General features: G+C 58.1%; 16 protein-coding genes. 13 read left to right on the plus strand and 3 right to left on the minus strand.

The features are described from left to right. The first annotated feature begins 116 nt into the window (after nt 1-116). From ffh to rplS, 5 genes are all read left to right on the plus strand, one after another. The gene (gene ffh / locus GQF00_RS13655) at nt 117-1547 is read left to right on the plus strand and encodes a signal recognition particle protein (RefSeq protein ID WP_161319695.1); all 1431 of its coding nucleotides are present in this window, start codon (nt 117-119) and stop codon (nt 1545-1547) included. A 280-nt stretch (nt 1548-1827) separates the two neighbouring features. Beyond that, complete coding sequence (gene rpsP / locus GQF00_RS13660; protein WP_035230104.1) at nt 1828-2076, plus strand: 30S ribosomal protein S16; 249 nt, start codon at nt 1828-1830, stop codon at nt 2074-2076. Then, nucleotides 2076-2615: a ribosome maturation factor RimM gene (gene rimM / locus GQF00_RS13665; RefSeq protein WP_161319696.1), complete on the plus strand. Its 540-nt coding sequence runs from the start codon at nt 2076-2078 to the stop codon at nt 2613-2615. The genes rpsP and rimM overlap by 1 nt, the downstream gene beginning before the upstream one ends. A gap of 1 nt (nt 2616) precedes the next feature. Beyond that, on the plus strand, nt 2617-3408 hold the full coding sequence (gene trmD / locus GQF00_RS13670) for a tRNA (guanosine(37)-N1)-methyltransferase TrmD (RefSeq protein ID WP_202560500.1): 792 nt from the start codon (nt 2617-2619) through the stop codon (nt 3406-3408). Between the two features lie 10 nt (nt 3409-3418). Then, the gene (rplS, locus tag GQF00_RS13675; RefSeq protein ID WP_161319697.1) at nt 3419-3775 is read left to right on the plus strand and encodes a 50S ribosomal protein L19; all 357 of its coding nucleotides are present in this window, start codon (nt 3419-3421) and stop codon (nt 3773-3775) included. Nucleotides 3776-3914: 139 nt separating this feature from the next. On the opposite strand, the gene GQF00_RS13680 is transcribed toward rplS, so the two are convergent. Beyond that, nucleotides 3915-5084, minus strand: coding sequence for a GGDEF domain-containing protein (locus GQF00_RS13680; protein WP_161319698.1), 1170 nt, complete (start codon nt 5082-5084; stop codon nt 3915-3917). 24 nt (nt 5085-5108) lie between these two features. Then, nucleotides 5109-5360, minus strand: coding sequence for a GlsB/YeaQ/YmgE family stress response membrane protein (locus tag GQF00_RS13685; protein WP_161319699.1), 252 nt, complete (start codon nt 5358-5360; stop codon nt 5109-5111). A gap of 138 nt (nt 5361-5498) precedes the next feature. Here GQF00_RS13685 and xerD point away from each other — a divergent pair, with 138 nt between their 5' ends. The 6 genes from xerD (at nt 5499) to GQF00_RS13715 (ending at nt 11484) form a co-directional block, all read left to right on the plus strand. Then, on the plus strand, nt 5499-6407 hold the full coding sequence (gene xerD, locus GQF00_RS13690; RefSeq protein WP_161319700.1) for a site-specific tyrosine recombinase XerD: 909 nt from the start codon (nt 5499-5501) through the stop codon (nt 6405-6407). Between the two features lie 46 nt (nt 6408-6453). Further along, complete coding sequence (locus GQF00_RS13695; protein ID WP_161319701.1) at nt 6454-7212, plus strand: DsbC family protein; 759 nt, start codon at nt 6454-6456, stop codon at nt 7210-7212. A 133-nt stretch (nt 7213-7345) separates the two neighbouring features. Next, nucleotides 7346-8536 (plus strand): alanine transaminase, encoded by a 1191-nt coding sequence (alaC, locus tag GQF00_RS13700; RefSeq protein WP_161319702.1) that lies wholly within the window; start codon nt 7346-7348, stop codon nt 8534-8536. A 60-nt stretch (nt 8537-8596) separates the two neighbouring features. Beyond that, nucleotides 8597-9898, plus strand: a complete 1302-nt coding sequence (locus tag GQF00_RS13705; RefSeq protein WP_161319703.1) for a homoserine dehydrogenase — start codon at nt 8597-8599, stop codon at nt 9896-9898. Between the two features lie 59 nt (nt 9899-9957). Beyond that, on the plus strand, nt 9958-11040 hold the full coding sequence (thrC, locus tag GQF00_RS13710) for a threonine synthase (RefSeq protein WP_161319704.1): 1083 nt from the start codon (nt 9958-9960) through the stop codon (nt 11038-11040). 234 nt (nt 11041-11274) lie between these two features. Beyond that, nucleotides 11275-11484 carry a DUF3565 domain-containing protein gene (locus tag GQF00_RS13715; RefSeq protein ID WP_161319705.1) on the plus strand — a complete coding sequence of 70 codons (210 nt, stop codon included), beginning with the start codon at nt 11275-11277 and terminating at the stop codon, nt 11482-11484. A gap of 178 nt (nt 11485-11662) precedes the next feature. Here GQF00_RS13715 and GQF00_RS13720 read toward each other — a convergent pair whose 3' ends face one another. After that, a complete protein-coding gene (locus GQF00_RS13720; RefSeq protein WP_161319706.1) occupies nt 11663-12895 on the minus strand; it encodes a serine hydrolase in 1233 nt (410 codons plus the stop codon). Between the two features lie 280 nt (nt 12896-13175). Here GQF00_RS13720 and GQF00_RS13725 point away from each other — a divergent pair, with 280 nt between their 5' ends. Together GQF00_RS13725 and GQF00_RS13730 are read left to right on the plus strand one after the other, a co-directional pair. Next, nucleotides 13176-13493 (plus strand): DUF962 domain-containing protein, encoded by a 318-nt coding sequence (locus GQF00_RS13725; RefSeq protein ID WP_161319707.1) that lies wholly within the window; start codon nt 13176-13178, stop codon nt 13491-13493. A 37-nt stretch (nt 13494-13530) separates the two neighbouring features. After that, nucleotides 13531-13971 carry a group III truncated hemoglobin gene (locus GQF00_RS13730; protein WP_161319708.1) on the plus strand — a complete coding sequence of 147 codons (441 nt, stop codon included), beginning with the start codon at nt 13531-13533 and terminating at the stop codon, nt 13969-13971. Nucleotides 13972-13976: the final 5 nt, after the last annotated feature.

Consider the following 13976-nt stretch of genomic DNA (forward strand, 5'->3'; position numbering starts at 1 on the left):
TGCGGGACCGTTTGGCGCAGGCCCATGACGTTGGCCCTGAATGAAGGCTATAATCGCGCCCCTGTCACTGCCATGGCGTCAGCCGTGGGCAGACAAGAGGATTTGGAGGTAGCACCATGTTCGAGAATCTCACCGACCGGTTGGGATCGTCGCTTAAAAACCTGGCAGGTCAGGGATCCCTGACCGAAGACAATATCCGCGACACCCTGCGTGAAGTACGCAAGGCGCTGCTGGAGGCCGATGTGGCCCTGCCGGTGGTAAAAGAGTTTGTCGAGCAGGTAAAGGAAAAGGCCCTGGGGCAGGATGTGCTGCAGAGCCTGAATCCGGGCCAGGCGTTCGTGAAGATCGTCAACGACGAGCTGGTTCATACCATGGGCGATGCCAACGACGCCCTGGATCTGGCCACCAAGCCGCCGGCCATCATTCTGATGGCGGGCCTGCAGGGGGCGGGTAAAACCACCTCCGTGGCCAAGCTTGCCCGCTTCCTGCAGGAGCGCGAGAAGAAGAAGGTCATGGTGGTATCCGCCGACGTTTATCGTCCGGCGGCGATTGAGCAGCTGAAGACCCTGGCCGGTGAAGTGGAGACCAACTTCTTCCCGTCCACCGGGGATCAGGATCCTGTCGACATCGCCAATGCAGCCCTGGACGAAGCCCGTCGCCGTTATATGGACGTGCTGATCGTCGATACCGCCGGTCGTCTCCATGTCGATGAAGACATGATGAGCGAGATCAAACGCCTGCATGGGGCCATCAACCCGGTGGAAACCCTGTTCGTGGTGGATGCCATGACCGGTCAGGATGCGGCGAATACGGCCCAGGCCTTTAATGAAGCGCTGCCGCTGACCGGCGTGATCCTGACCAAGGCCGACGGTGATTCCCGCGGTGGTGCGGCCCTGTCTGTGCGCCAGCTCACCGGCAAGCCGATCAAGTTTATCGGTATGGGCGAGAAGACGGATGCGCTGGAGCCGTTCCACCCTGATCGTATCGCCAGCCGGATCCTCGGCATGGGCGACGTGCTCTCCCTGGTGGAAGAAGCCGAACGCAAGCTGGACAAAAAGAAAGCCGAAAAAATCGCCAAGAAGTTCAAGAAAGGCAAGGCGATGGACTTCGAGGATCTCAAGGACCAGTTCCAGCAAATGCGTAACATGGGGGGCATGGCCGGCCTGCTCGACAAGTTGCCCGGTATGGGGGGCATGATGCAGGCCGCCCAGGATCCTGCGGCCATGAAGCAGATGAAGCACATGGAGGCGCTGATCGACTCCATGACCATCAAGGAGCGCCGTAATCCCGACCTCATCAAGGGCTCCCGCAAAAAGCGTATTGCCATGGGGGCCGGGCTGGAGATTCAGGATCTCAACCGCCTGATGAAGCAGCAGAAAATGATGGCCAAGATGATGAAGAAAATGCGCACCAAAGGCGGCATGAAAAACATGATGCGCGGCCTGGAAGGCATGATGGGGGGCAATGGCGGCCCCGGTGGCGGTATGGGTGGACCTGGCGGCATGGGCGGTATGGGTGGTCCAGGCGGTGGCATGCCGCCAATGTGATTCGGCGCGTCACGCAACATGCAGCATGCGGGCCGGGCAGGTGAACACCTCTCTGCCCGCGCTGCGTCTGGGAGATGGGTTTTTTCGGGGCGTTCCGTCGCATTTAGCATTTGCGAAGTGCTTGTTGCCTGCCGCGACTCCCTGTATAATCCGCGCCCTTCGCGGCCTGTTCCCTGTTTTCTATGGATCCGGGGGCTGGCTTTCAAGCGGATACGATGGCTCGCCATGCCCTCCTCGGCAGGTGGCCGGGAAACCGGATTGATAAAAAGGTAGATAAACCATGGTAATTATTCGTCTCGCTCGCGGCGGTTCCAAGAAGCGCCCGTTCTACAGCATTGTTGTTGCCGACAGCCGTAACGCCCGTGATGGTCGTTTCATCGAGCAACTGGGTTTCTATAACCCCATCGCCCGTGGCGGTGAAATCCCTCTGAAGCTGAACCTGGAAAGCCTGGACGCCTGGGTTGGTAAAGGTGCGCAGCTGTCTGATCGCGTCAAGACCCTGGTTAAGCAGGCCCGTAAGGAAGCCTGATGACCACTGGAGGGCAGTTGTCCTCTGAGCTGGAGGTCGTCGGTCGCATCCTTGGGGTGCACGGCGTGCAGGGGTGGGTGAAGGTGTTTTCCCATACCGATCCCCGCGAAAATCTCCAGCACTACCAGCCCTGGCACCTGAAACAGGGCGGCCAGTGGAAGCCGGTAAAAGTTACCGGCTTCCGTCCCCAGGGCAAGGGCTTGATCGCACAACTGGAAGGTATTACTGACCGGAATATGGCGGCGGCTCTGGTAGGGCAGGATATCGGCATACCCCGTGACCTGTTGCCTCGCTCAGGTGGCGGTGAATATTACTGGCGCGACCTTATCGGTCTGCGGGTGTTCCACAAGGACGGCGCAGATTTTGGCAAGGTGGCCCGGATGCTGGAAACCGGAGCCAACGATGTGATCGAGGTTCGCGGTGACAGCAAAAGCCTGGATCGTCGCGAGCGGCTGATTCCCTGGCTACCGGAAGACGTAGTCATTGACGTTGATCTGGCCGAAGGGCGGATGATCGTTGACTGGGATCCGGAATTCTAGAATGAGTGTGACGCCGTATCAGGTCACGCTGGTTACGCTGTTTCCAGAGATGGCCGGCGCAATCACCGATTTTGGCGTTACCCGGCGGGCCGTGGAAAATGGCCAGCTGCAGGTGGATACCGTGAACCCGCGGGATTTCACCGAAGATCGTCATCGCACCGTGGACGATCGCCCCTTCGGCGGCGGTCCGGGTATGGTGATGAAGGTGGACCCGCTGGCAAAAGCCTTGCTGTCCGCCCGTGCTGCCAACCCGGCGGCGAAAGTGATTTATCTGTCCCCCCAGGGGCAGTCGCTGACCCAGGCGAAAGCCGAGGCGTTGGCACAACAGCCCGGCCTGATCTTGCTGGCGGGGCGCTATGAAGGCGTAGACGAGCGGTTGCTCGAGAGCTGCGTGGATGAGCAGATATCCATCGGCGATTACGTCCTCAGCGGCGGCGAACTGCCGGCGCTGGTGCTGATCGATGCGGTCAGCCGACTGATTCCCGGAGTGCTGGGTCACCAGGATTCCGCCGAGCAGGATTCGTTTTCTGGTGAATTCGAAGACCTGCTGGATTGTCCACACTACACCCGCCCGGAGGTGTACGACGGACAGGCAGTGCCCCAGGTACTGCTGAGCGGCAATCACGAACTGATTCGCCGCTGGCGCCTGAAACAGGCGCTGGGACGGACCTGGCAACAGCGTCCTGACCTGCTGGAACGCCGCCGGGCGCGGGGTTTGAGCGTTGAAGAGCAGCAACTGCTGGACGAGTACATCGCCGAGCAGTCGTCGCATACAGCAAAAACGAACGAATAGGAGCATTGCCATGAGCGGCAAGAACCTGATCATCCAGGGCATCGAAAACGCCCAGCTGAAAGCCGACCTGCCGGAATTCGGCGCCGGCGACACCGTTACCGTTCAGGTAAAGGTGAAAGAAGGTACCCGTGAGCGTCTGCAGGCGTTCCAGGGCGTTGTTATCGCCCGTCGTAACCGCGGTCTGAACTCTGCGTTCACCGTGCGCAAGATCTCCCACGGTGTGGGTGTTGAGCGTGTATTCCAGCTGCACAGCCCGCTGATCGACTCCATTGAAGTCGTTCGTCGTGGTGACGTGAGCCGCGCCAAGCTGTACTACCTGCGTGACCGCTCTGGTAAGTCCGCACGGATCAAAGAAAAGATTCGTTAAGACCGGCGGACTCCGGTCTGCCGAGGGCGAATGTTGGTTCAGCCTTTGCTGTAGGGCATGCGGAATCAACCTCTGGACGGGCAGACCAAAGCTCCAATAAAAAAGCCGCCTCAAAGGCGGCTTTTTTGTGCCTGATTGTCTAGGCAGTGGCCTCCATGCACGTTGCCAGGGTGACACGATCACGTCCTGCGTGTTTGGCTTGGTACATTGCTGCGTCGGCTTTTTCCACCATGGTCCGTGCCGATGCGCAGCCTCTTGCGACTTCACTGCACACGCCAAAACTGGCGGTTAACCGTATCTCAGGCAAGTTATTGATCCTGGGTAGTGTTATGTCACGCAATGCTTTGGCGCAACGTTCTGCTACCAGTGAGGCGTTTTGTGCATCCGAGCCAGGCAGGATCAGGAGAAACTCTTCCCCTCCGTATCTTCCTACAAGGTCATTGTCGCGCAGAGTGTCCTGCAAGCAGCGAGCCACCAACTGCAGTGCCAGGTCCCCCATTTGATGGCCATAACGGTCGTTGATTTCCTTGAAGTGATCCAGGTCGAGCACGACAACCGAGAGAGGTCTCCCGGTTATTTCGGAGTGCCTGAATGCCTGCTCCAGGGCCTCTGTGGCATGCCGTCTATTGGCGACGCCGGTTAAAGGATCGGTGCTGGCCTGATGGAGGGTCTGGGCTTCCCGATGGCGCCACGAGTCAGTGAGGGCGGCCACAGTGAATGAATCCTTGATAACAATAAGCGTGGCGGCCAGCAGGGCCATAAAGTCGTACCAGAACTGGGCGACTGGGGAGTAGACGCGTGCCAGTAGTGGCTGGTAAGTGGCACCACCAAGGCTGATAACCACAGAATAGGCCAAAATAACGGTAATAGAGACCGCAAAAATGGTGGTGATTTGCCTGGCTGGGAAGAGTAATAGTCCGATCAATACACAGCCGGTTAGCACAATGCCCGTGACAAGATTGAAGGGGCCTACCAGCAGTAGAGAGATGATTCCGCTCAAACTGAAAAGGGCAATCACTTGCTGCGAAAATCTATGCTCCTGCGCTTCGGTCATTTCACGTTTGTTTCCGTAGAGCGCCAGGGCTGTCCAGAAAATGGAAGCAGCACCCCCCCAAAGTACACCGGCCCACAACAAGGGGTTGTAAATCTCTGTCATCCACTGAGACAGAAGCAGCCCCGCTACGCTTCCAAGGCCAATCAGTATGTGTACTGGTTGAGAAAGCCAGCAGATAAACACGCTCTTTTGCCTTGGTGAGCCATTAATCTGTTGGCCGATATACTGATAGAGCCGGGCTATTGTTGTATTCATTAAGGCGTTACCAGTTTCAAATTGTCATTTACGAACTGCCCGGTACAGTGCCAAAAGCACCAGGGCACCGACAATGGCAGTGACAAAGCTGCCGAGGCTGAAACTGCCCACCGATCCGCCGATACCAGTGATGGAACCCAGCCAGCCGCCAACAAACGCGCCGGCAATGCCGATCAGGATAGTGACGATAAAGCCGCCGGGATCTTTACCCGGCATAATCCACTTGGCCACGATGCCTGCAATCAGGCCGAAAACAATCCAGGACAAAATGCCCATTTTCCTCTCCTTGGTGGTTGAATGACTGTCGATACGTCATAGATGCCAGAATTGTCGTCGTTTGTCGTTCGTTTGTGTCGGTATGACGGTAATATTTGGTAAAAGGAGCGTATGGCACTTTGGATCACTGGATAATGAATGACGGCAGTTACTGATGAACATGCCCGCTTGATTGATGCCTGGCTGGATCAGCAATGGCTGGAGAAGGGGTTGAGCGAGCATAGCCTGAGCAATTACCGCCGCGATCTGGTGCAGCTGGCGGTATGGCTGCAGGCACAGGGTGGGGCAATGCTGCAGTGCCAGCGTTATCAGCTGCTGGAGTTTCTGGCGGCGCGCCATCAACTGGGCATCAGTGCGCGCTCTGTGGCCCGCCAGCTATCCGCGGTGAAAGGGTTTTATCGCTGGCTCAAGCGGGAGGGTCGGATCGACGAGGATCCGGCGTTGCTGATTGAGCGTCCTAAAACGGGGCGGCCTTTGCCGAAGACGCTAACCGAAGCGGATGTGGAGGCCCTGCTCAGGGCACCGGATCTGGGTACGCCGTTGGGCCTGCGTGACCGGGCCATGCTGGAAGTGCTGTATGCCACCGGGCTGCGGGTAACCGAACTGGTGACGCTCACACAAAGCCAGATCAACCCGCGACAGGGCCTGGTGAGAGTGATCGGCAAGGGCGACAAGGAACGCCTGGTGCCGCTGGGGGAGGAGGCGCTGCATTGGCTGGTGCGCTACCTGCGCGAAGGGCGGCCAGTGTTACTGGGCAATGATCAGGAGCTGCTGTTCCCCAGCCAGCGAGGGACCTGCATGACCCGGCAGACCTTCTGGCACCGGATCAAGCAGATGGCGACGGTGGCAGGGGTGCAAAAAAGCCTGTCTCCCCATACACTTCGCCATGCCTTTGCCACACATCTGCTTAATCATGGCGCGGACTTGCGGGTGGTACAGCTTCTACTCGGTCACAGCGATCTGTCTACCACGCAGATATACACCCATGTAGCCCAGCAGCGGTTACAGGACTTATACCAGAAACATCACCCCCGTTCGGGAACCTGACAGGGCTTGCGGGCTCCAACCAGGGGACAAAAGGAGTAATAACAGAATGAAAAAATGGTTTGTATTCGCCCTGATGGGCCTTGTGACCGCCTGTGGGGCAGAAACCGGTGCCGATGCGGCAGCGACTCAGGATGGCGAACAGGCCATCAATGGGGACAGGATTCGCGCGGTGATGGAAGAAGCCTTCGATGGCATCGAAATTTCTGCGGTACGACCATCGCCGATTGCCGGAGTGGCAGAGGTGGAGGTGGAAGGCAGGGATACCGTCTATGTGAGCAACGATGCGGGATACATCCTGGTGGGCAACCTGCTGCAGATCAAGGACGGTGAAGTCGTTGATCCGTCTGAACAGCGCTTTGAAAAGGTGCGCAAGGAAGGCATTGCCAAGCTGGACATGAGCCAGATGATTACCTATCCGGCAGAAGACCAGAAACACGAGGTCTATGTCTTTACCGATATTTCCTGTGGGTATTGCCGCAAGCTGCATCGCCACATCGAGGAGTACAACGAGGAGGGCGTGACAGTGCATTACCTGGCTTTCCCGCGAGGCGGCCCGACGGCGAAATCTGCCGCGGCCATGCGTCATATCTGGTGTGCCGAGGATCCGCAGGCGGCGCTGACCGATGCAAAACTCAATGATCAGATCAGTGAAGCCGAGCTGGGCGAATGTGCCAAGCCGGTGGATTCACAGTATGCTCTGGGTCTGACATTCGGCGTACGCGGGACCCCGGCAATCTATACCCCTGAAGGCAAGCAGCTGGGTGGCTATGTGGCGCCGGCTGAACTGCTCAAGCGCCTTGACTAGAATCGGTTAGTTCCCTCCTCAAGCCCCGCCAGCTGGCGTTTTCGCGCCAGTTCGACGGGGCGTATACATTGACTGTGACCCGCCGCACCGTTAATGTGTCCGCCTCATTTTGCCTCCCACCCAAGGTGCTGTCGTGGAAACCGATTTCCAGCGAATCCGTCGTTTGCCGCCCTATGTCTTCAACATTGTTGGAGAACTGAAGAAGGCTGCGCGGGCACGGGGAGAGGACATCATCGATTTCGGCATGGGTAACCCGGATCAGCCCACCCCGAAACACATCGTCGACAAGCTCACCGAGACCGTGCAGCGGGGTGATACTCACCGCTATTCCCAGTCCCGCGGCATTCCTCGGCTGCGCAAGGCCATCACCGACTGGTACCAGCGCCGCTACAACGTGGAGCTGGACCCGGAATCCGAGGCCATTGTGACCATCGGTTCCAAGGAAGGCCTGGCGCATCTTGCGCTGGCCACCATGGGGCCGGGGGATACCGTGCTGGTGCCCAACCCCAGTTATCCGATTCACCCTTACGGTTTTGTGATTTCCAACGCGGATATTCGTCATGTGCCGATGGTGAAAGGGGTGGATTTCTTTGTGGAGCTGGAGCGTGCCATCAAGGAATCCTGGCCCAAGCCGAAGATGCTGGTGCTGAATTTTCCGGGTAACCCCACCGGCCAGTGCGTGGAGCGGGAGTTCTTCGAGAAGGTGGTGGCCATTGCCCGTGAGCACCAGATCTGGGTGGTTCACGATATTGCCTATGCAGACATCGTGTTTGACGGCTATAAGGCGCCCTCCATTCTCGAAGTGGAAGGGGCCAAGGATGTGGCAGTGGAATTCTTTTCCCTGTCAAAGAGTTACAATATGCCCGGCTGGCGGGTGGGGTTCTGTTGCGGCAACCCTGACCTGATCAACGCCCTGGCGCGGATCAAGTCCTATCTGGACTATGGCACTTTTACGCCAATTCAGGTGGCGGCCATTGCTGCCCTGGAAGGGGATCAAAGCTGCGTCAGCGAGATCTGCGAGATGTATCGCAAACGCCGCGATGTACTGGTGGATGGCCTTGCGGAGATCGGCTGGCAGGTGGAGCGTCCCCGTGCGACCATGTTCGTTTGGGCTGAAATTCCGGATGCCTACAAGGCGATGGGGTCGCTGGAATTTTCCAAGAAGCTGCTCACCGATGCCGGTGTGGCAGTTTCTCCTGGTGTTGGCTTTGGTGAATATGGCGATGACCATGTGCGCTTTGGCTTGATTGAAAATGAACAACGTACCCGGCAGGCCATCCGCGGCATCAAGAAGATGTTCCGCGAGGATGGCCTGCTGGATTGATACGGTTGCCGCCAGCGGCGGGCAGCCAAACTGACTGATTATCTGGAACGAGGAAACGCTGTGGATCCGGTGAAGGTGGGTATTGCAGGTCTGGGCACGGTTGGCTCGGGCACCGTCAACGTGCTGAAACGCAACGCGCGGGATATTGCCCGTCGTGTGGGTCGGCCAATCGAGATTACCCATATTGGTGCCCGTCGTGACCATCCTGACTGTGATATCAGTGGTATCCGCGTTTCCCGCGACATCTTCGCGGTGGCGTCTGATCCGGATATCGATATTCTGGTGGAGTTGATTGGTGGCATCGACACCGCCCGCGAGCTGGTGCTGACCGCGATCAAGAACGGCAAACACATTGTTACCGCCAACAAGGCCTTGATTGCCGAACACGGCAACGAGATCTTCCAGGCGGCAGAAGCCAACGGCGTGGATGTGGCCTTTGAAGCCTCCGTGGCTGGCGGTATTCCGATTCTCAAATCCCTGGGCGAGGGCCTGGCTGCCAACCACGTTAACTGGCTGGCGGGCATCATTAACGGTACCGGTAATTTCATCCTCACGGAGATGGAAGAGGGCGCGCGTGCCTTTTCGGATGTACTGGATGAAGCCCAGAAGCTGGGCTATGCCGAAGCGGATCCCACCTTTGATGTGGAAGGGATTGATGCAGCCCACAAGCTGACCATTCTGGCGTCCATTGCGTTTGGTATTCCGTTGCAATTTTCCAAGGTTTACACCGAAGGGATCAGCCGTATCACCATCGAGGATGTGGCCAGTGCTGCGCACTTTGGTTACCGCATCAAGCACCTGGGTATCGCCAAGGACACGGGCAATGGCATCGAGCTGCGCGTGCATCCGACCCTGATCCCCAAGGAAACCATGCTCTCCGCCGTAAACGGTGTGATGAATGCGGTAATGATCCACGGTGATGCCGTGGGCCCGACCATGTTCTACGGTGCCGGTGCCGGTGCCGAGCCCACCGCCTCGGCGGTGGTGGCCGACATCATCGAGCTCGGCCGTGCGCTCACTGTGGATCACGAAGAGCGTGTGCCTTACCTCGGTTTCCACACGGATCACATATCAGACGACCCGATCCTGACCATTGATGATGTGGCCTGTAGCTTCTATCTGCGCCTGCATGTTCAGGACAAGGCCGGTGTGCTGGCGGATATCACCCGTATCCTCAGCGATAACAATGTCAGCATCGATGCCCTGGTGCAGCGTGAAGTCGACCAGGGGCTGGTGCCGATCGTGATGATGACCCACCAAGTTCGCGAAGGTGATATGAACGCGGCCCTGGACAAGATCGCTGCCCTGGATACCGTGGATAGCGATATAATGCGCATTCGGGTGGAAATGCTGGACGCATGATTTATTGTCGTCTGACGTCCGACGTCAGACGTCCGATGTTTTAAAAAGAGATTAAGACTATGCCTTTTCGTGACCGTTACACTGGCCTGATCAACCGTTACCGTGACCACCTGCCGGTGAATGATGACACGCCGATCATCAGCCTGGGTGAAGGAAATACCCCGCTGATCCGCCTGAAGAACATCCCCAAGATGTTGGGCAAGGACGTGGATATCTACGTCAAGTATGAAGGTCTGAATCCTACCGGGTCCTTCAAGGATCGTGGCATGACCATGGCGGTCACCAAGGCCGTGGAAGAGGGCAGCACCGCCATTATTTGTGCCTCCACTGGCAACACCTCTGCGGCCGCTGCTGCGTATGCCGCCCGTGCCGGTATCACCGCTTTCGTACTGATCCCGGAAGGCAAGATCGCCATGGGCAAGCTGGCCCAGGCGATGATGTATGGCGCCGTGATCATGCAGATCCGCGGCAACTTCGATCAGGGCATGGAACTGGTGAAGCAGGTCGCTGAAAAGGCACCGGTAACCATCGTGAATTCGGTGAACCCGTATCGTCTGCAGGGCCAGAAATCTGCCGCTTTTGAAATTGTCGAAGAGCTGGGCCGCGCCCCGGACTTCCACTGTCTGCCGGTGGGTAACGCGGGCAACATTACCGCGCACTGGATGGGCTACAGCGAATACAAGAAGGCCGGTGTGGTGAACGCTGCGCCGAAAATGGTGGGTTACCAGGCTGAGGGCGCTGCACCCTTCATGCGTGGTGGTCCGGTGAGTGATCCGGAAACCGTGGCCACTGCCATCCGTATCGGTAACCCGCAGTCCTGGGACAAGGCCTGGGATCTGCAGAAGGAGTCTGGCGGTTGGTTCGATGAGCTGACTGACAACGAGATCCTTGCGGCCCAGAAACTGCTGGCCGAGAAGGAAGGTGTGTTCTGTGAGCCCGCGTCTGCGGCTTCCCTGGGCGGCGCCATGCGTGACATCAAGTCAGGCAAGATTCCGGAAGGTTCCACCATCGTTTGTACCCTGACGGGTAATGGGCTCAAGGATCCGGATACCGCTATTGCCCAGTGCCAGGACAGCCGCATGGTTACCATCGATGCGGAACTGGATGCGGTGAAAGGCGCGATCCTCGCCAACATGGAATAAAAGCGCAGTCCTTCGGGATAGGCGTTACCTCCAGAGAACGGGCCGGTATTTACCGGCCCGTTTTCTTTTCCGGGAGCGAAAGCGGGCAGAGGAAACGCTGGACGAGTATTTCGGGGATGCGACTTGTTGAATGAAGGTGGCCCAGCCAATCCTGCGACGCATAACTGTCAGGCGCTTTCCTCCCAAGGCGGTTCGGATCATCATGGATACCGGTGCGTTAGCAGGAGAAAAGCCATGACCAATCAGGTAATCGTTAACGGCTTCCGGCAGGATGAAGTGGGCGACTGGGTAATGGAGCTGTCCTGCGGCCACCGTCAGCATGTCCGCCATCACCCCCCTTTTATCAATCGTCCCTGGGTGCAAACCGATGAGGGCCGTCGGCAACATCTGGACATGGTGGTGACGTGCACCCAATGCCAGCGTGGCATGCCGGTTCCTGAATGAGCGGGGACGGTGGATGCCTGACGCGAAATGCCGGCTCTGTCGGTGTATTGATTTGTGGCAGCTGCCTGTAAGCGACAGGGGGTTATCAAGGCCCATTCGCTTGCAGGCAAGCTCCCACAGTCAGCATTGGCTGAACGAAAAAAACGCCCGGGGATCGGGCGGTTTTTTTCGTCAGGCGTCAGGCATTCCGTATCCGCGTATGCCGGTTAATGGTGTGCTGCAGCCCGAACAGGGAGGGCAGGTGGGGACCGATGACACCCTTGCCGGTGGTCAGCAGGGCGCCACTGAGATCGCGCTGCGGATCTGCCCAGCAATAGATGCTGATAAAACCCAGGTGACCGAAGGCTTTCGGGGCGCCAGGACCGAACATGCCCATGCCGCGGTTACCCAGCATGAAACCATTGGAAAAATTCAGCGGCAGCATCAGGCTGCGGTCAAAGCGCGGCCGGTGCCAGGCGGGTTCCAGCGCGCGGGCTACCGTCTCTGCCTTGAAGATCTGTTTGCCGTTGTACTCTCCCTTGTTCAGCAACATCTGGAAGAAGCGGCTGGCTTCCTCGGCGGTGGCGTAGAGGTTGCCTGCAGGAACGATTACGTCCTGGAAGCGGTTGTCGTTGGACACCTCTACCACTTCATCAATGCTGCCCCCCACGGCGTGGTTGAGGAACAGGTCCACGAGCTTGAAGGGAACCCCGGTGGAGACATCGGTCGCCCGCTCCGGACCGGTCTTGCCGAAGGTGAAATATTTCATGCCCATGGGCTGGCGTACCACCCGGTCCAGAGTGGCATTGAGGTCTTCGCCAGTGATGGCTTCCACCACCTTGCCAACGATAAAACCGGCGGTGACCGCATGGTAGGCTTGGGTATTTAGGGTAGTGGGTTTGGCGGCACACAGGATGTCGAAGATTTCCTGGGGCTGGAACAGGATGTCCGGCGATACCGGCTCCTGGGGACGGGGGATGCCCGCCTGGTGAGTCAGCAGCTGACGGATGGTGGTGCGGCCCTTGCCATTCTGACCGTACTTGGGCAGGTAGCGGGTTATCGGGTCGTCCAGGTCCAGCTGTCCGTTTTCCACCAGATGGTGAATCATCATGGCGGCCACCACCTTGGAGGCGGAGAACAGGCAGACCGGGGTATCCGGGGTCATGATGCGTTGGCTGTCAGGGTCGGCAAAACCGATGCTGCGGTTGATCATGATCTCGCCATGGCGGCGCAGGCACAGGCTCACGGCAGGGCTCATGCCTCCACGGTAAAGCTTGCGGGTGGCGCGCCAGATGGCCTCCACCTGTCCGGATGCCATGCCGGTGCTGGCCAGTGGGGCTTCTTCGCCCTGCCGGATCAGGCTGTCCAGACTGCGGGGAATAGGGTTGGCCTGTTTGCTGATCAGGCGATTAACGCGGGGACGTAAAGCCATAAAGTCTCGGAATCCTTGCAGTAAAAGCACCGGCGTGAAAACGGGAAACGCCGTGTATGGGGGTGCGACAGGCCATTTTGCACGCCCCGGGTGGAGCTGCAATAGTCAGACGAGCCATCTGCGTGGCGTAATATCACAATTTTGATGGCCTGTCCTGCCCGGTGCCATGGGTTACAATCAGCCTGTGGCTACAAGTTTTGCCATTACGGAAGCGGGATAATCCCGGAAAAGCAAGACTAACAACAACCGTAAGGCCGGGCCGTTCATGCAGGAGGTAACCGTGACGACCATCAAGCAATCCGATTTCCAGAGTTTCGCCGAGTTCTATCCCTACTATCTGCAGGAGCACGGCAATCCCACCTGCCGCCGTCTGCACTTTATCGGAACGCTGTGTGTGCTGGCGTTGCTGACCGGGGTGTTGTTTACGGGCAATCTCTGGGGGCTGGTGCTGTTGCCTTTCGTGGGCTACGGCTTTGCCTGGGTAGGCCATTTTTTCTTTGAGAAAAATCGTCCGGCCACCTTCAAGCATCCCTGGTACAGCCTTGCCGGTGACTTCGTGATGTTCAAGGATATCCTGATTGGCCGTATTGCCTGGTGACAGGCGCCGGGGGCCAGACAGATATGGAGAGAGCGGTATGACGGCGGTGGAATATTACCGCCCCGGAGACCAGGAACAGGCCGATAGCGAACTGCCGGATCTGGATTGCCGGGAAAATATAGATGCCATGGTGCACGGTTTCTATCAGCGCTTGCTCAATGATCCGGTGATGGCGCCGGTGTTCCTGGACGTGGCACAGATCGACCTGAACAAACACCTGCCGATTATTTGCCAGTACTGGCACAAGATGCTGTTGGGCGAGGGTGGGTACCAGCGGCACATGATGGCAAGGCACCGTGACCTGGATGATCAGATGCCGTTAACCGGAGAGCACCACGAGCGTTGGCTTGGGCATTTCATGGCCAATCTGGAGGGCCGCTATGGCGGTCCCTGCACCGACAGGGCCCGCAGGCTGGCCGCGACTATCATGGACAACCTTTACCTGCAGCTGCACAGACGAAGAGCTTCTGCGACCTGAAGGTC

This window comes from Alcanivorax sp. DP30, from assembly GCF_009882945.1.
GTDB lineage: Bacteria > Pseudomonadota > Gammaproteobacteria > Pseudomonadales > Alcanivoracaceae > Alcanivorax.

Coding starts and splice junctions, on each gene's coding strand:
- GQF00_RS13685 (WP_161319699.1), bottom strand. CDS start 5,360: ATGGGCATTTTGTCCTGGATTGTTTTCGGCCTGATTGCAGGCATCGTG.
- thrC (WP_161319704.1), top strand. CDS start 9,958: ATGCCTTTTCGTGACCGTTACACTGGCCTGATCAACCGTTACCGTGAC.
- xerD (WP_161319700.1), top strand. CDS start 5,499: ATGACGGCAGTTACTGATGAACATGCCCGCTTGATTGATGCCTGGCTG.
- GQF00_RS13720 (WP_161319706.1), bottom strand. CDS start 12,895: ATGGCTTTACGTCCCCGCGTTAATCGCCTGATCAGCAAACAGGCCAAC.
- rplS (WP_161319697.1), top strand. CDS start 3,419: ATGAGCGGCAAGAACCTGATCATCCAGGGCATCGAAAACGCCCAGCTG.
- GQF00_RS13715 (WP_161319705.1), top strand. CDS start 11,275: ATGACCAATCAGGTAATCGTTAACGGCTTCCGGCAGGATGAAGTGGGC.
- rpsP (WP_035230104.1), top strand. CDS start 1,828: ATGGTAATTATTCGTCTCGCTCGCGGCGGTTCCAAGAAGCGCCCGTTC.
- GQF00_RS13695 (WP_161319701.1), top strand. CDS start 6,454: ATGAAAAAATGGTTTGTATTCGCCCTGATGGGCCTTGTGACCGCCTGT.
- ffh (WP_161319695.1), top strand. CDS start 117: ATGTTCGAGAATCTCACCGACCGGTTGGGATCGTCGCTTAAAAACCTG.
- trmD (WP_202560500.1), top strand. CDS start 2,617: ATGAGTGTGACGCCGTATCAGGTCACGCTGGTTACGCTGTTTCCAGAG.
- GQF00_RS13730 (WP_161319708.1), top strand. CDS start 13,531: ATGACGGCGGTGGAATATTACCGCCCCGGAGACCAGGAACAGGCCGAT.
- GQF00_RS13680 (WP_161319698.1), bottom strand. CDS start 5,084: ATGAATACAACAATAGCCCGGCTCTATCAGTATATCGGCCAACAGATT.
- rimM (WP_161319696.1), top strand. CDS start 2,076: ATGACCACTGGAGGGCAGTTGTCCTCTGAGCTGGAGGTCGTCGGTCGC.